At 59.1% G+C, this 16,839-nt stretch carries 11 protein-coding genes; 1 reads left to right on the top strand and 10 read right to left on the bottom strand.

Annotated elements, in window-relative coordinates:
* Window positions 1–136: 136 nt before the first annotated feature.
* Complete coding sequence (locus tag K206_RS0118650; protein ID WP_020423831.1) at window positions 137–985, bottom strand: SDR family oxidoreductase; 849 nt, start codon at window positions 983–985, stop codon at window positions 137–139.
* A 614-nt stretch (window positions 986–1,599) separates the two neighbouring features.
* Between K206_RS0118650 and K206_RS0118655 the strand changes: the two genes are divergently transcribed.
* Window positions 1,600–2,655 carry an aldo/keto reductase gene (locus tag K206_RS0118655; RefSeq protein WP_020203905.1) on the top strand — a complete coding sequence of 352 codons (1,056 nt, stop codon included), beginning with the start codon at window positions 1,600–1,602 and terminating at the stop codon, window positions 2,653–2,655.
* 1,542 nt (window positions 2,656–4,197) lie between these two features.
* On the opposite strand, the gene K206_RS42960 is transcribed toward K206_RS0118655, so the two are convergent.
* From K206_RS42960 to K206_RS0118695, 9 genes are all read right to left on the bottom strand, one after another.
* Window positions 4,198–4,482, bottom strand: a complete 285-nt coding sequence (locus tag K206_RS42960) for a hypothetical protein (RefSeq protein ID WP_155888132.1) — start codon at window positions 4,480–4,482, stop codon at window positions 4,198–4,200.
* Window positions 4,483–4,494: 12 nt separating this feature from the next.
* Window positions 4,495–5,439: a nucleotidyl transferase AbiEii/AbiGii toxin family protein gene (locus tag K206_RS0118660; protein WP_020423832.1), complete on the bottom strand. Its 945-nt coding sequence runs from the start codon at window positions 5,437–5,439 to the stop codon at window positions 4,495–4,497.
* The gene (locus tag K206_RS38675; RefSeq protein WP_043366888.1) at window positions 5,432–6,043 is read right to left on the bottom strand and encodes a hypothetical protein; all 612 of its coding nucleotides are present in this window, start codon (window positions 6,041–6,043) and stop codon (window positions 5,432–5,434) included. The genes K206_RS0118660 and K206_RS38675 overlap by 8 nt, the downstream gene beginning before the upstream one ends.
* A 175-nt stretch (window positions 6,044–6,218) precedes the next feature.
* Entirely contained in the window at window positions 6,219–7,223 is a 1,005-nt protein-coding gene (locus K206_RS0118670; RefSeq protein WP_020203909.1) for a Wadjet anti-phage system protein JetD domain-containing protein, read from the bottom strand.
* Window positions 7,220–11,560 (bottom strand): hypothetical protein, encoded by a 4,341-nt coding sequence (locus K206_RS0118675; RefSeq protein WP_020203910.1) that lies wholly within the window; start codon window positions 11,558–11,560, stop codon window positions 7,220–7,222. The genes K206_RS0118670 and K206_RS0118675 overlap by 4 nt, the downstream gene beginning before the upstream one ends.
* A complete protein-coding gene (locus tag K206_RS38680) occupies window positions 11,557–12,300 on the bottom strand; it encodes a hypothetical protein (protein WP_155888133.1) in 744 nt (247 codons plus the stop codon). The genes K206_RS0118675 and K206_RS38680 overlap by 4 nt, the downstream gene beginning before the upstream one ends.
* Window positions 12,278–13,789: a hypothetical protein gene (locus tag K206_RS0118685; RefSeq protein WP_155888134.1), complete on the bottom strand. Its 1,512-nt coding sequence runs from the start codon at window positions 13,787–13,789 to the stop codon at window positions 12,278–12,280. Before K206_RS0118685 ends, K206_RS38680 begins: the two co-directional genes overlap by 23 nt.
* A 44-nt stretch (window positions 13,790–13,833) precedes the next feature.
* Entirely contained in the window at window positions 13,834–15,600 is a 1,767-nt protein-coding gene (gene herA, locus K206_RS0118690; RefSeq protein ID WP_020203913.1) for an anti-phage-associated helicase HerA, read from the bottom strand.
* Window positions 15,597–16,832 (bottom strand): DUF4297 family anti-phage-associated protein, encoded by a 1,236-nt coding sequence (locus K206_RS0118695; protein WP_020203914.1) that lies wholly within the window; start codon window positions 16,830–16,832, stop codon window positions 15,597–15,599. The genes herA and K206_RS0118695 overlap by 4 nt, the downstream gene beginning before the upstream one ends.
* Window positions 16,833–16,839 lie beyond the last annotated feature (7 nt).

Below are 16,839 nucleotides of genomic sequence, written 5' to 3' on the forward strand. Positions count from 1 at the left end.
CACAAAAAATCTGACAGGTTCAGTCGGCGATATTTCATGGCATCCGTTCCGTTTTATTCCTGACGGCGCACCGGAATCATCATTGCGGCCGGTGAATGCCTGCCCCGGGTAAAACTTATCGGGACATGCGCCACGCTCAATCAGGATAATCGGTGGCGTCCGAAATTTCGCGCCATGCGGCCAGATCCCTCTCCACCGCGGCCAGTTTCTGGAGTGCAAGGCCGTTCGCAATCTTTCCCGCGAACAGATGCAGCGGGGGCTCGGACGCGCCGGCGGCTTGAACGATCATCGAGGCCAGCTTGTCCGGATCCCCGGCCTGCTTTCCAGCCATCTCATCCAGGTGCACGTCGAGCAAAGCCTGTGCGGCGGTGTATTCCCGAATGTTGTGCTGTGCGATGACCAGCGAGCCCGACGACAGGAACTCGGTACGAACAGGCCCCGGATAGACCAGGGTTGCCTTGATGCCGAATTCCGCAACCTCGGCCGCGAGCGCTTCCGTAAGCCCCGCAAGAGCGAACTTGGTGGCCGCGTAGATGCCCCATCCTGCATAGCCGCCCTGAAAGCCGGCAATCGAACCGACATTGAAGACGTGCCCGCCGCGCTGCCGACGCATATGAGGCAGTACGTGGCGGAGGACATGCGCCGGCGCGAAGACGTTGACTTCAAAGTTGCGACGCAATTCCTCGTCGGATATTCCCTCCAGGGTGCCTTGCAGGCCATAGCCGGCGTTGTTGACGACGGCATCGATCCGCCCGAATCGGGAAATGGCTTGCGCGATGCTGGCCTGCACGCTGCGTTCATCGACGAGATCCACCTGTACAGGCAGAAACGTATCCGAAGCGGGTCCGATCAGATCGACGAGCGAAGCCAGCGTGCGCGAGGTGGCAACCACGTTGGCGCCGCCGTCCAGAAGCTTGCGCACGAGCGACAGGCCGATTCCTTTCGAGGCGCCGGTGACAAACCAGGTTTTCTCATTTTGACTCATGGTGGTCCTAGTAAATGGGGGGATTGGGGGGATTGGATAACAGCGGCGAAACCGCAATGGGCGCGGCATGGCAGTGCCGCTGCGGTATCTGGCCGCGATCACGGATAGCGCATGAAAGAAAGGCGGTCGCGGCGCTGGCTGACCAATTATCTTCCCCCACCCCATCCATCGCGATGCACGATCGGCGATTAATGATGCACAAAAATCCGAATCCACTTGAAGAACAATCCTGACGCCCTTGGCCATCGGCGGCCGTCGCAGGCTCGCTTGTCCTTGTCCAACATTCGGATTTTTGTGCACTAACTCCGGAAGAACAGACAGCTCAACCAGGCTGGTTTACCGGATAGTGCGGATAGCTGCCGGCGTTGGAACCACCTCTCGCCCAATCCACGTGGACGATGGATGGTGACACGCCGCAAACATACGCTCCGGCTCGGGCAATACCATCTGTCGGAGGTGAAGATCCGGCGGCATGGCGCGCACAACCGTCAACGGTCTGAGCCGGTGGCCGCGATGCGTCGGATGGATGCATCCAGGACTTACCGGATATCCATACCGCCACGCCACCTGTCAGGCAGTCTTTTCATCAACATCCTTCCGACTGGAGATACATCATGAAATACAAGACTCTGGGCAACACCGGCCTGCTCGTGTCCCGCCTGTGCCTGGGCACCATGACGTTTGGCGACGGCAGCGGCATCTACAAACACATCGGCGCGTCCGGACAGAAAGAGGCCGACGATCTCGTCAAGGCCGCCCTGGAGGCAGGCGTAAATTTCTTCGACACCGCCGATGTCTACTCCAATGGCGCCAGCGAACAGGTGCTGGGCCATGCCTTCAAGAATCTTGGCATTGCGCGCAAGGACTTCGTCCTCGCCACCAAGGTGTACAGCCGCATGGGCCAGGGGCGCAACGACGTGGGCGCGTCGCGCGGGCACATCATGGACGCCGTCGAAGCAAGCCTGAAGCGGCTGCAGACCGATCATATCGACCTGTACCAGATCCATGCCAACGACATCGTGACGCCGGTGGAAGAGACGCTGCGCGCGCTCGACGACCTGCTCCGGCAGGGCAAGATCCGCTATATCGGCGTCTCGAACTGGCAAGCCTGGAAGATCGCTCGTTCGCTGGGGATCTCCGGGCATCTGAACTTGGCACGCTTCGAGACTTTGCAGGCCTACTACTCGCTCGCTGGCCGTGACCTCGAACGAGAGCTTGGCCCGTTGCTGGAAGCGGAGAAGATTGGCCTGCTGGTCTGGAGCCCACTCGCCGGCGGCCTGCTCTCCGGCAAGTTCAACCGCAACAACCAGAAACCCGAGGATTCGCGACGCTCCGAGTTCGACTTCCCAATCGTCGACCGGGAGAGGGCCTGGAACATCATCGACGCCCTCGTACCCATCGCGCAGGCCCACGGTTGCAGCCCGGCGCGCGTCGCGCTTGCCTGGCTGCTGTCCCGGCCAGTCGTTACCTCCGTGATCATGGGCGCGAAACGCATGGACCAGCTCGAGGACAACCTCGCGGCTATCGACCTGAAGCTGACCGAGGATGAATTGCGCCAGCTCGACGAAGTCAGCACGCTGCCGCCGGAGTATCCAGGCTGGATGTTGAATACCCAAGGTGCCGACCGGCTGGGCCCTGTCGATCTGTGGTCAGCGGCCAGCGCCTCCTGAGGCCTGCGCGAGCATCTCACGCCGCCATCTTTCAACCGAGTGCGAGCCGCTTATGGCTCGGACTCTGATCTCGAACGAAAGCACCTTCGTGACCGGCCCGGACTTCCTGGCCGACGGTGGCTATACGCTTTGAAGCCACACCATATCCAGGTCAAGTCTCCGAGTCCTTGTGACTTGGCCTGAAGGTACCGGTAGGCGATACCGTCACGTACATCCCTTCGCAGTCAGAAGCCCTGTAAATCTTGGAGTTGGGCTTGAGGACGCGCAATGCAGCGTCGGGAAATACGAGGCTTTCCTCCTGTTTCTTGACGGCATTTACCGTCAGGGACCAGGAGACCTGCTGATGCCCGGAAAGCCGCATGAAATCATGCTTTCCAGAGGAGACTTTTACCGTCAAAGACCGGTTTGGTCTCAATAGTAAACGGGAGGGTCTTAATCCGGCCTCCGGTTCTTACCGCCACTTTTACCGCCAACCTGTTCCGCTGGCCGGCGATAGCCACCGATAGCTGCCGTGACGTATTTCTTGTTAAATCAACATGTTACGGCGGTTTCTCGATAGCTGACGATAGTCCCCGAAGGACCTTAAATCACTCCCACTCGATTGTCAATGGCACCGCGGAGAGCGCTGTGCTGCAAGGGTTTCGGGTTGACGCTGAGGGCTTGGTACCGTCAGAAATACCGACGGGTGAGTCTTGCTTAGATGAGGCTACCTGAGTGGTTTCATGTAGGCCCATATCGACTCATCAAACCAATCGAGTCCCCCGGCCGCCCCTTAACCGTCCCACGAAGGACGTGACAGGGGTCTTCCAACAGGAAAATCCACTCCGAAGATCAGAGTCCAGCGGTATCAGCGGCGACTTTCACCGATGTTCTGACGGTATCAGAAATGGCTTCTTCAGAGGGACTTACGGTATCGGCACGAAGAAAGTGTCCATGCTTTGGCGGATTAGCTTCTGCAGCAACCTGAGTCCCCCAACCCGATACCGGTGAGTCAGTACCAAGTCGTCCCATCGCGTGCCACCAAAGCCCACCGACACGCTCCTCTGATCCGCGAAGAACTCGCTCGTTGACCAAGGCTCGCCATCGAATTGTTCCTTGGAATGGCGAACCCATTGCGGCAGACGCGAAACTTCAATTGCTTCCCTCACAGCGCTTGGGGATAACTAGCACTAGCAGCTCGGCAAACCTAGCCTCTCAGGCTTTCCACCAAACCAGGGATGCTAACCGCGACCTCCCCACTCTCGCCAAACAACAAACCATCGCCACCCGGTGTCACGTAAGCTCGCGAAAGCACGCTGTGAGGCAGCTCCCTCAGCGTCGCGACGTCTTGCGGGTCAATGCGCAGCACTCGCCCGTTACTGTACACGAGCTCCAGCACATGAGCCGTTGCCAAATACCGCGCCGACACAGCATGAGGCGCCTCTAACGCCTGATAGCCACGCGCCAACGCCTGTTCGTAACTCCGACGAGAGATTCTGGTTGCCATGTGCTCGACACCTCATCAGCTATTTTTGCCTACCGACTCGAAACGACATTGCCAGATCATCTGTGTTGCTGACATTCACGCAGATAATTGACTAACAGCAACATCATTTCGTTGGTAGACAGCTTGCCCGCCCGCCTCAGCGCAATCAGCAAATCCTGCACATGGCCTGACTGCACCTCGTCTCCCGAAAGGCAGGTCACTGTATTTGCCCAACTATCCATCGCGGTGGGGACATAAGTCACATTGCAGCGTCGGGCAAGATCTTCAATGAAATACGCTACGTCCGTGGTCGGGATAGCCGAAACGAGATGAACTGGCGAGACTTCACTGAATTTAGTCATACACGGCGCGTCTCACATTACGTCGATGTATTGATGAATCCGAGCCACCAGCGCATCAAAATCTGGCTGACCCTGGTAATACAGCGCTTGCGTCTTGCGGTACTCCAACGCAAAGCGCTCACGTTGTGCAGCGTCAGCAAGGACAAAGGCCTGGTTTCGTGCAATCACCTGCTCATCACCGCTCCGAAAGCGCTGCGCCTTGCGCTCTTGGTAGGCCGGTTCCCGCATGAATGCCTGCACCTCCTCCAAACCCAGAAGGCAGTACACGTCATAGTAGTGCCGAAGGAAATTTCCCGGAAACGCCTCCGACTCACCCAAGCGACGGTACTTGGTGGAAATTGTCTGAAGCTTCTCGACGAAAGTGTGCGTCGGCGCATAGCAAGGTACCGCGACTGCACGGTTGTCGAACACGTCTACGCCGCGATCTCTGGCAACATCGAAAGCCCATGACGAGATCGTGACAGCTCGATTGGGCGCCGTGTCGTCAAACCCAAGCTCCAACAAAACTCCATCTTTGACGCCTACCAATGCCGATACGCGCGGCGTGTATATCAAGCGGATGCCGGCGCTGCGCATCTTGTCGTCGTCAAATTGCGTGTCGCGCTCAACGTTACCGATGCCTGGGATACGGATACGCGCCGCCAGTTCGTCGTAATACGTACGGCGCGAAAGGACGTGCGCTGGCTTGTCTTGATTGCGCCCCGTCTTCACATCCATGTCGGCGGGCGGCTCGATGCGAATGTCGATGTCTTCGGAAAAACGGTGGATAACGCCAAAGCCCTTCGAGAGCGACGTCCCTCCCTTTAGTTCGAACTGGAAGCCCTGTGCCTGCAAACCCCACAGGCAATGCATGATCCAGTAGTCCTTCTCGACCAACATAGGATCAAGCCCTCGTTCGTCAGCGACAAGAGCAAGCAACTGATCAAAGTCCTTCCGCGCGTGCAGGAAATCAGGCACTCATCCACTCCCGCAGGCGCTTGCGCGTCGCCACATTGCCAAAACTGTCGGTAGCCCGCTGCAGCCGGACTGAGTCGAACGAGGACAGCTTGCTGCGCGCTTGGCGCAAAACGGCATCACGATCCTCGGCCAACTCTTCAAGGTTGTTTAGCAGATCGACATACAGAAACTCGGGGGTCAGCTTCTTCGGGAAGCGCGGCTTCATTCGAAAATCGAACTGCCGGTTGCCAAGTTGGAAAACACCATGGCGCTTGTGGTTGTAGACCAGCGTGCGGTTATAGAGCTGAGTGGTACCAAGACCCACGGCGTTGTAGGCCGAGGGTGAAAACACCAAAAAGTCCTTGTCACGAAGAAAGCCCCCCACCACTTGGTCATCAGTTGGTGGCAGCGGGCCAAAGCTGGACTGCTTCGGCGCGTGGTAGAGACCCTGAGCAAGTTTTTTCAGCTTTCCTGTGGCTACCAGCTCACGGAGATGCCTATCCACTGCGGTGGACAGACGTGCCAGGTCCTCGCGCCGATAGACACGACCGGCTTGCAACTCATCCGCAAGATGAGCTGCGGCCCCTCGAAGGGGCTCAACGGCAGATAGAGTAGCTGTAGGCACGTCTAATTTCTCATTGAAGTTTCATGCATTTTATCGCATTCTACCGACTACGTCAGCCCCCAAAAAATGTATCCAACGGGTCACCGTCAATCCCTTGCACCTTCTGTTGGCCAAATCCTTATCTCGGAGGAGCGCGTTAGCCGCGCTCGACTTATCTCCAAGTATGAGTTGGGCCCTACTCAGAGCAGCCGCAGAGCTTGTCCAACGATAGGCCCTCCTGTGGCATCCAGGCTTTGCGCTGGAAGAGGTCACGAACCCGCAGTGCCAGGCCGGCGCCTAGCCATTGCGCGGCGCTATCAGTGAGAACTTCTGCGACGGAAAGTTCGCGTTCGATACCGAGGTCCAGGAGCAATGCGTAAAGATGTTGTTCCGGCTGCAGGACATGCCCCGAGGTCTCGAGCAGCCGTGCTGCGAGGTCTGACGCAATACCTACTCCTTCGCGGTCCAGGTCACCGAAGTAGACGATAGAGCTGGCGCCGGTACGTTCAACAGCTTGCGCCACCGCTTTGGGCGTTTTCAGAACCGCCTCGCCCACGCCGTAGGCCACCGAGCAGTAACGAAACACGCGGTCGTTCCAGCGGACGATCGATTCGTAGGTGTGCAGATTCTCGACTAGTAGCAGTGGCCCGGTGGCGCCTGCACAGTCCTCGCGTGCTAGTGGCGGCTCGGGGTTGTAGGCGCCGATAACCGAAAGAGGTAGTCGCTCCCACATCAAGTCAGCGCGAACGATCCCTTTCAGGGCTTTCTCGTCGCCGAAGATTTGCAGCGCGCGCTCACGGTACGGAATCAACAACTCCAGCTTGCCGCGTCGCTCGATGATAAAGCGGTTGATGAGCTCGAGCTTCTCGAGCATGTCGGTACGAGTCACGTTGACCGCAAACGACAGGGCCGGAACCCAGCTCACGTGTGTGAAGCTGCGGCGAGACGCTACCGTTCTCTGCAGCATGAGCCGTCGAGGCAGGGCAGGTGTCCCGGCACGGTCCCACTCAGTAGTCGAACGGGCGAAACTCAGAAAACCGGTGAGTTGCAATTCCTCTAGGTGAGCGAGGAGCACCGCGCGGCGGCGGGCGAACTCGACCTCCGGGCACAAGCGCTCCATCGCTTGCAGGCAATCGGCCAGCAGCACCACTTTGCTAGACCGCTGGTCGAACCAGTCGCGCAGTTTTTCCAGAGAACTCATGTGGTGACGGCACCGGGCTTGAATGTGTAGTCGGCCAAGGACAAGTGGCGGCGACCGGTGACGCTGTTTTGGTGCGTCTTGGCCAGACGCAGGAAGCGTCGAAACACGCTCAGTGGCTCGGTCTCCTGAATACCCGTGGCTATGACAAGCTGCAGGCCCATCGAGTCCGCCAGGCCAATGATGATTTGCCACACGGCGCGCACGGTGGCCTTGGCGAACGGATTGTCCAAGATAAGCACCCCGCCCTCGGCGGCCTTGGTCTGCTGGCGCTGTTCGGAGCGAAGCCGGGCGAGCACAAAATACAGCAGGATGGCCATCGCGATGCCCTCCGCGCCGGACTTCGAGAGTTTTTCCACTGGCACGTATTGCTCGTCAGCAACGTCGACGACCTTCAGAATCTTCAGTCCCAGGCGTTCGTTGGCCAGGGCCATGATGGCGTGGGTCGCCAGCGCCGCGCCGGTGTCGTACTTGCGGCCCTCCGCGGCCATCTTGGTCAGCAGTGGGCGCAACCTCTCACGGCGAGCCTCCAGCGACATGGCCAGCACTGACTTGTGCATTGTGATGACGGTCTTGCCGGCTACGCGCGGGACGTGGTCGGGCAGCTTGTGCGTCTCGGTGGCCCGGCGCAGCAGCCCCAGCGCATCGCTGACCAATTGGGAAGCCTGGAGCACTGCGCGGTCGAAGTCCTCGTCCAGCTTGGCCAAGTCATCCTTGAGCGTATCCTCGCGCTGCCTGATGCCGTTTTCGACACGCTCGAAATCATCCAGGGCTTCTTCGAGGGTATTCCGGCGCAGGATGTCGGCGAGCTCCAGGTCCGCCTTGGCGAATTCCGCAGTCGAAGCCAGGCTGCGCACCTTCTCGAAGAGAGATTGCGCCTGCTTGAACAGCTTGCCGAGCCGGCTATCGACCGTCTTCAGCGCCAGCAGCAGTTCGCTGGCTTCGTCCGCGGCGGTCTGCGGGCTGTTGTAGCGCACCGGGTCGGGTGCGACATCTGCCAAGTCCGGCACCTCGAGTTGCAGCGGCTTCGCGGCGTTGGCGAACCGTTCCGCATCAGTACCGAAGGCACGTGCGGCATCCTTTGCGACAGCTGCCTTGATCCGGGCTTCGGCAGCATTCTCACGGGAAGCCAGTTCCTTGGCGACGCAATCGGCCAGCCTCTCGGCCAGGGCTGCATCGGTCAACGTCTCGGCGTCAGCCTCTTCATAGGTCGGAGACGCGCGCCGTTTCTTGAAGTCTGTGTGCCGGGTCTTTGCTTCGGTGTAGGCCTCGGTCCAGACTGCCAGTTCCTTGCGCAACTCCTTCATTGCAGCTTCGACGCGGGTGCGCTCAACAGCGAAATCGCGGCCAAGGAGGGCTTCGACCTCCTCTAGAGGAAGGTCAGCACCCACGGTCATGTACTGTGTATTGACCTGCTTAAGCCGTTCCTGGGTGACGGTCCGACGTGCCTGCAAGGGGGCGGTCTGTTCAAGCTCTTTGGCTCGCAGGGCCTCCAGGGCCATGTTGAAGTCCATCCGCAGCTCGGCCAGGTTGCGCGGTGTCTCTTCCAGGTCCGCGGCGGCGTCGAAGGCCTTGTCGGCATCCAGGACAGTCGCCATCTCGGTGTACAGGTCCTGTGCGGTACCGGCCTGTTTTTCGGCCAGCAGGTACTGGGCTCGCGTCGTTTCTTCCAGAGCTGCCTTATTGGTCTCGATGTCGGCGAGCTGCCCGCTGAGCAGTCTTTCTTCCCCATGGCGTTCGGCAACTGTGCGGGTCCACAGCGCAACGTGCCGTTCGTACTGGGCGACGTAGCCCTGCAGCCTCGAATGTGCCCGGTCGGCCAGACGGATGCACTCGTTCAAGTCCTTGGCCTGCCGCTGGGCATCGGCTGCCCTGCCATTTTCTTCCCGCGCGAGGTTGTCCAGGCCCGCGAGCTCAACGGCCAGCTCCTTGGCATGGGCCAGGCTTTGCTCCTTGGCACTGGCCAGGGCGGCAAGCCGGGCGGCGCCATGGTCGGCAAGATAGGTCAGGAGCTTGCGTTGCTCCTGCTGGGCCGTGGACACCGTCGAGCGGGCGGTGTTGCGCCGCTGTGTGGAGCTCTCCAGCATCGACTCAAGATGCGCACCCTTACGCTGTGCTGCCGCGTAGTTGAACTGGCTGGCATCGGCCGGACCTAGCACGACGCGCCCGTCGGCCGCGAATGTGGCCGGTCGGTCGATGGCCACGCTGACGACGACTGGCCTGGACACCTGGGGTAACTGAGCAAGGTGCTTCTGCACCACGTCAAGTTGGTCCGCGGTGGCCACGGCCACACCCTGGAAACGTGCAGGGTCGCTCTCAAGCACCCGTCGCGCCTGGTCTTCGTCCGGTAGCACCTGCGCCAAGTACACCGGGAACGCTTGCACGCCCTTGACGCTGGCGCTGGCCAGCGCGCGCACGACTCGGGTGACTTCTGGGTCGCGGCCGGCCAGCTGCGTTTCGCGGATGCTGCGCGCGTCCTCGTCGAGGCGACCGTGGTCGAGCTCGGCCTGCGACAGCTCCTCGTGCAGTCGCAGGATATGGGCTCCGACCAGGCTCGGCAGCACCTCGGAGTCCGGGTCGGCCACTTCTGCGCCGAGAGCGCGGCACATGACTTCGCTTTGTCGAAGTTGTTCCTGGATGGTCAGGCCGGCTGTCAGCTTTTCATCGCAGCGTCGTGCTTCGACCGTGGCTTCCGTCTGTTGCGCGGCCAGTGCGGGTTTCTTGTTTAGATGCTCAGCGGCTCGGGCCGACGCAGCGGCAGCAACGCCCTCCAGTTGTTCCTGGGTCGCGCGAAGTTCTGTCAGGTGCTGCGCATGCCGGGCAACGGCGGCATCTCCAGTCTCACCCTCAAGGAGCAGTTGGGCTTGGACCAGCGACTGTCGCTCCTGCACTTCGCGTGCGAGATTTGTTTCTGCGGCTACACGGGCTACCTGGGCTTGTTCGCGCTGCTGGCTGTAGCGCGCGGCCTTCTGGCCCAGTTGCTTGATGTCCTCATTCGCCTGCTTCTCCAGTGCGCGCGCCTCCTGCGATTGGCGCAGGGCGGCGCTGCGGGCACGCGTGAGACCTTCCAGCAAGAGCGCGGCCTTGCGGCGATAAATGTTGCGGATGGGCGCGACTTCGCCACTGGCCCGGTCGATGGCTTCTGCCAGCTCCTGGTCGGTGCGCGTGAGCAGCCGAATCTCGCTGCGCAGCTCTGCGGCGTTCAACAGGCGCAGTTCGGTTTCAGTACGTCCGACCGCCGCGGCACCGTCCTTGACAGCAGCTTCAGCCGACTTCTCTGACCGGTAGTGTTGCTCCAGCGTCAGGGCTTCGATAGATTTCGCTGCGGCCCGCATCACGAGGTCGCTGGCCATGGCTCGGCCGTTCAAGGCGATGTCTTCCCCCTCCTTTGCTTTCTTCAGAATCCTTTTTTCTTCGGCGCGCGCCAGCAAGGTCGCGGCGGCCGTAGCGATTTGGCGCAGCGCCAAGCGGTGCTCGGCACCGGCATCGCGGTAGGAGCGCGCCGCCGCAGCGAAGGGCATGAAAACCCCGGTGAGCTCGGTCATCTGGGCCTGAGCGTCGAGCAAAGGCTGCCGCTTGGCGAACTTCTCGCACTGTGACGACACCAGCTGGGCCACCGCGTTGGCGCGCTCGGCGTCCATCGTCAGCGTCAGGAAGCGCCGAACGAACTCACGTTCATCACGGAATGAAAGAAAGGCGTCGTCCATGCCGCCTTCCTTCTGGTTGAATTCGACCTGGCGGCTCAGTAGCTCCACGTCGATGCCGACGGCTTCGAGCGAGCGCGCCCACTCGCCCTGGTTCTGCGTGAAGTAGAAGACCTGCTCGCCGAGCGCGGCGCGCCTTTGGTGCAACCAGGTCTGCACGTCGTCACGGCTCTTGAGCGCACCGGCCTGACCACCGCGCAGATTCGGGCCTGGGATGTCTTCGATACTGAGCTGGTCCTTTTCCTGGATGAGGAAGAACCAGCGCTCGCTTTGAATCGGTTCGCTGCCGCGCTGAAGCACGACGAGCTGGCCCGTGACCACGGTGCGCGTGGGTTGCACCAAGTCTCCGGGCAACTGCCACTCGAGAGCGATGATGCCCGGCAAGCCGCCTTTGTCAAAGTAGTCCTCGAAGTGCTGGCCGGGCGTCGAGCGCGTCTGCAGGAAGTCCGCCTTGCTGGTGCGGATGCAGGAGAACAGCAGCGACAGGAAGGTAGTTTTTCCGCCCTGGTTCACCAGGTTGAAGATAGTGTGCGTGGGCTGGTCGGTGGCCTGGTCGGTGAACTCCAGTAGCAAGCCGTCGTACCACGCTAGGCGGTAGCCGGTGTTGGCCACGTAGACGCGACTGAGCTTGTTCAACGGCTTTCTCCTTGTCCCGCTTCTCTGCTCTGTGCGGCCAGCGCCTTGCGAGTGGCGTTAAAGATCCGCGAGGTTGATTCGCGCAGTTGCACTGTCATGCGCCAGTTGGCTGTGTACCGCGAGTTGGAGCCGTCGTCGTGCTCGCAGCGCACGAGGCCGGCGTCCATCAGTTGCTTGAACACCATCGCCACCAGCCCCTCGAGCGTATTGGTCGTCCGCCGCTGCTGCTCGGGGCGCGCCTCGGGCTTGAGCAGGACGCTGCGCCAACCGGGCTCGAGCTCTAGGGGCAGGCCTTGCATCGTCGCGCCGCCGGCGGCCGCCAAGTGCTGACAGACATGTTTGAGGGCAATGAGTGTCTGTCGCTCTGTGACGGGCGGGGCTTCATACATGTCGTTCTCGAGCGATTCGCCTGTGGGGTAGAACTGCGCGGCCACCGCGGTGTGGATAAGCACGATGAGCGCCTTCTCGTCGGGTTGCAGCCCTGAGCGCAAGTCGCCCAGGCGGAACGCGAAGCGGCTGTTCTCGTCGGCAGGCATGAGTACCAGGCCGCGGGCAGTCCCCGACAGCACGCTCAGGGACAGACCCAAGGCGACGTCGTCCACCAAGCGACGGAAGTCCGGGTCTTCTTCGTACAGGACCATCAGCTCGCGGTACTCCTTATCGAGGCCGGGAACGTTGCGAACCTGCAGCCCCTTGGCAATCAGTTGCGCGGCAGCCTTAGGACTGCTTTGTAGTGTCATCTTGTCGCTCTCCCTCATGTTGCGTCGGTTGTTCCATTCGCTGGGTGAACACCAACTTGCTGCCCTCGACGAGTTGGTTCTCGAAGCGCCCCTGAACTGAGGCGTCGACCGGGAACGGCGACTCGTCCCGCGAGAACGCGCGGTACATCATGAACGTCATGTACTGACGCACGAGAGGCCCCAGCCCTTCGGCCTCGGCCAAGTCCAGGATGCGCTCGATATCGGTTTGGCGGTGAGCATCGAAGTGCACGCGCAGCCAGGCCTCGGCGCGGTCGCGGTCCTCGGCGGAAAACCGCGGCAACTCGTCTTCGAGGACGAGCATCTCGCCGTCATCTTCTTGCGGGGCATCCTCTGGCGCTTGCTGCGACAGCAGCGCATTGAACACCTGCTCATAGTGGAAAAGCCGCGGTTGGCTGAGTCCGAACAGGGCATGCCCGAGGGTCTCGCTGAAGCCAAGCAGCGTGAGCTGGTCCAGCTGCAGCATCTCTGGAAGAACCGTGTCTTCCAGGTTGGGCAATCCGCCGCGGCGGCGCGTGCGGAACAGGGCCCGTGCGGCCTTGCGGTACCGCTCGCCCGCTTCGCCCACCAACTGCAGCAGCCGAGTGTTGCCCACTAGGCCGTCGTTGACCGTGCTGTGCAGACGGACGAACTTCTCGCGCGTGGTAGCGTCACGGGCAGCGTTCAAACTGTCCGTGGCGGCCTGCAGTAGGTGGTGCTCTTCCTGCACGCGGGTGTCCAAGTGCTCGCGCGCGGCCTGCAGATGCGGCGAAACGTCTTCCTTCCAACTCACGGAGTCGGGCAGGCGGCGGGCACGCAGCAGCTGGGACGCAATCTGCTCGAAGTAACGTCGCCCCTCGTACAGCGCGCGCTGGGAGGCATCAAGCGCCTGATCGACGTTGCCTCGCCGGATGAACTCTAGAAGCATCTTCTCCATCAGCGCCTGCATGTTGGCCGCGCCGAAGTCAAGCATGCCCAGGTATACGAGAAAGCCTTCGTCCGAAACCCGGAAGAAGTATTCGTCGTCTTCATCCGAGCGCTCGTAGCGCAGCAGGAAGAATGTGTGTGTCACGGTTCGTCCGTGCGCACCATCGTAGTAGTCGTAGGAGAAAGGCGCCGCCTTCTTGCCAAGGTTATTGTGAAGCGTGTCCAACACCTCCCGAGCTATGGTCTGCGCCTGCACGTCGCTCAGCTCCGACTTCATGCGCCGGACGACTTCGCTGGTGTGCGTGATGGCTTCCTGGAACGTGCGGCCCTTGCCCAGGGTGCCGCCGTCCATGATGAACAGGAGCAGCGAAAGGCTAAGGTAGTGGGTATCCAGCCCACTCCAGGCTCCGCCGCCGGCGTCGGCATGGCGAAGGCGAAGCGCCAGCTCGAACAACGGCTGCATCAGTAGCAGGTTGCGCTGCTGCTTGGCGACGTCCAGCCCGCGCACGGGACCGTCGATGGAGCTGCCATCCAGAAGAGCCCTATTGTTGTCAAGAGATGTCATCGCCAATGCAATCAAATTCCAGCTGCGTGGTGGCCCGGTGCTCGCTACTCCTTCAACCAAGTCTTCTTAATGCTCGAGAAGTCCAGGTTCTTCCACTCTTCCTTCCAGAGCTGGAAATAGGGAATGTCAGAGGACGACGGTGCCGGATCGCACGGTTCTATCCTGACCAAAGACGGCATGACGACGGCCTCACCGATGAGCAACGCTTCCCCTTGCCCCAAGGTCGGCAGCTTCTCACACAGGTTGCCGAGCGTGTCGGGCAACAAGCGCGCTACATAGCTTTGGTCGCTTGGGTTGGTCAAGCGCATCGCAAGGAAGTTGGCACACTGCGAGAAGATCGTCTCGGAGATTTCGGACGGACGTTGGCTGGAGAGCAAGAGCGTGACGCCATATTTCCGGCCTTCCTTGGCAATCCGCTCAATCGAAAACTTTGAAGCCCGGAACTTGACCAAGTCGCTGTTCGGAACGTACTTGTGTGCCTCTTCGTATACCAAAAGGATCGGAGCGTCGTTGTTGATCTTTTCGCCAGCCTTGCTCCGCATCACCTTGTAGTAGTAGCCATACTCGAACAGGATCCGCGAGATCAACGAGACTGTGATGCTGAGTACCTCGAACGGAACGCCGCTCAGATCGATTACCGTGACGTTCGACTGCGCTGCGCCATAGCCGATAAGGCTCATCAGCGTGCCTTCAAGAGTCGCGGTATCAGCTGCCTTTCCAAAGAGGAATTGAAGCCGGTCTTGGGCAACCTTCGATTCAAAGCGTGCGAAGAACTTGTCGAGTGATTTGTCGGCGTAGCTTCCCCCGGTCACGTTTTGGTTCTTCGTCGGATGAAATTTCAGGCGATTCGCGAAGTACATGTCGAGACGCTTGTCCGCACTCAATTGCAGACCATCGTCCTTCTCAGTCTTGCCATCAGCCAGCTTGTAGGAACCATCGTCAACCATGTACCGCGTCTCGTCCTTCGAGTTCACGGTCTCGTTCTTAACATTGAACAGTGCATTCAAGACCTCATGAATATCGAACTTCAACGGGCTGTCATAGAAGACATGCGTCGCTGTGACGTTGTGCCTCTTCTTGTTCTCAGTTACCAGATAGCGGAAGACCGCAGACTGGTTGTAGTTGTCACGCTCACCGGTATCGAGAAGCACCTCTTCCAACTCTTCGCTATTGAGAAGCCAATACGGAAGCGTCAGCGTGCTCGCATCGAGAAAATTGGCTTTGGGGAATGCTGATCTATACTCCGAATGAATATCGAAGATGACGACGTGAGAGTTGTTCAGCGTGTACTCGCCATCCTTTGCACTAACGGCCGACTGAATGATCTTTGTAATAGTGTGGGATTTGCCGGCCCCCGTCGAACCAACAATCGCCAGATGCTTGTTGAAGAACCGATTTCCGTCCACCGGCACTTTGATCTTCAGATTGGACGCCAACGAGCTAAAGAGGAACGTCTTGGCCGGCTCTACGGACCCCTCGAAGATCTTCCTGATGTCTTCTTCGGTCGCTGGAGACACGCCAGTTGGCGGAATGGTCAGTGTGTCCCCGCCTCGAATGAACTTACCATCGGCAATGATGCCTAGAGGAAGGGCCTCAATGATATGGCGCCGCTCGGCCTTCTCGGTAACCTCGATGCAGAAGTTCTCGATGATGGCAATCAACGCGCAGTCGTCACTGTCCGTGATACGCAGATAGGAGCCGACCTTGAGGCTACTTCCAACTGAGAATGCAGCAATATCGTCCACCGAAATCTTCACCTTATCAGGGAAAACTGCGATGACCTCAGCCTTGATTTTTCTTTCATTACTCATGACTGCATGACCTCTTGAATAAAATAGAAACTAGTGCATTTAATCGGATGAATTGCGGTTCCCTTCGGAACTGTGGTTGCATCCAAAGGCTGCGTCTTGTAGAGATCATAGAGCTCGACAAATGACCCGCTAATAGATTGAATGCTGGAAGCCAGCTGATCTTCGGTCGGAATGAACTTGACCCGCCAAAGGTTGTCCTTCGTCGGATCAGAAGCGAGCAGGTTCGCCGAATAATCCGAGCCAAGGAATGGATAGCCATCGGTAAACTTGACCCCCTTCTTCCAGAGAATCATCTTGACTTCAACCAGTCCTATGGGATCAATACCCCGCAACAGGACATAAGGCGAAAATCTGTCCTGTGGGGGGGTTCGTTGGAGTTCCTTGTGCGAGAAGAATTCACCCAACTTCTCAATCATCTTCGCCGCTTTGCTGGCGTCAAAATCATCCTGCATTTCGATCGAAAAAATCCTCGACACCTTGGGCATCTTTGTTGCATTGAATCTGAAATGCTTACGACGAATGAGCCTTGCAAAGTAGTCAGCGCCAAACTTCTGCTTCAGCCATGAACTGAAAACCACTTCTTTGCGGTTGATCTCTTTGAGAAACCGTTCTCGCGTAATCTTCCGCTTCGCCTCGTCGACTTCAACAGCCAGACCCTGAATGACATTGATAGCACTCGGATAGTAGAAAACCTCGGCATCCGTAGCGGTGCAGTCGTCGAGTTTGTCAATCAAGAGTTGGACTAGTCTTTTTTGCTGCTCAGCATAGGACGGCGCATTGATATCGATGTCAAGCAGCATACGAAACAATTCGAGCTGGGCATCAGTGATTTTCAGCTCTTGATGGACCTTATGCTCAATATTCTTGCTGGAGAACGTCAGCAAGCTGTCCTTCAAAAAATCAATGGTGAGAGGAAGTTTCAGCTTGGCATGCCCATCTTTGTAGTGCCCATAGAGCCGATATCGATAAACCTGATTCGCCGGGCAACCTCGCGCATGAAAATGCCGTAGCATCAAAATCACCGCATCTTTGATCACTGAGTGGTTGTATTCAGTTCCCTCATAGTATTTGCACTGCACAAATACGCTGTCGCCACCATCGTCAAGATCAATATCCTCAATCCCCTCGACCGTCACGCTCGCATGTTTGGAGGCACAGAGCAGGCGCACGATCGTCTGGTCGAACTGGTAGAAGTAACCTTTGATGGTTGCAGTAGCGCTGCGATCGGTCACAGTTGGT

The sequence above is a fragment of the Cupriavidus sp. WS genome (assembly GCF_000395345.1).
Classification (GTDB): domain Bacteria; phylum Pseudomonadota; class Gammaproteobacteria; order Burkholderiales; family Burkholderiaceae; genus Cupriavidus; species Cupriavidus basilensis_B.

Coding starts and splice junctions, on each gene's coding strand:
- K206_RS0118650 (WP_020423831.1), bottom strand. CDS start 985: ATGAGTCAAAATGAGAAAACCTGGTTTGTCACCGGCGCCTCGAAAGGA.
- herA (WP_020203913.1), bottom strand. CDS start 15,600: ATGAGTAATGAAAGAAAAATCAAGGCTGAGGTCATCGCAGTTTTCCCT.
- K206_RS0118685 (WP_155888134.1), bottom strand. CDS start 13,789: ATGACATCTCTTGACAACAATAGGGCTCTTCTGGATGGCAGCTCCATC.
- K206_RS42960 (WP_155888132.1), bottom strand. CDS start 4,482: ATGACTAAATTCAGTGAAGTCTCGCCAGTTCATCTCGTTTCGGCTATC.
- K206_RS38680 (WP_155888133.1), bottom strand. CDS start 12,300: ATGACACTACAAAGCAGTCCTAAGGCTGCCGCGCAACTGATTGCCAAG.
- K206_RS0118655 (WP_020203905.1), top strand. CDS start 1,600: ATGAAATACAAGACTCTGGGCAACACCGGCCTGCTCGTGTCCCGCCTG.
- K206_RS0118670 (WP_020203909.1), bottom strand. CDS start 7,223: ATGAGTTCTCTGGAAAAACTGCGCGACTGGTTCGACCAGCGGTCTAGC.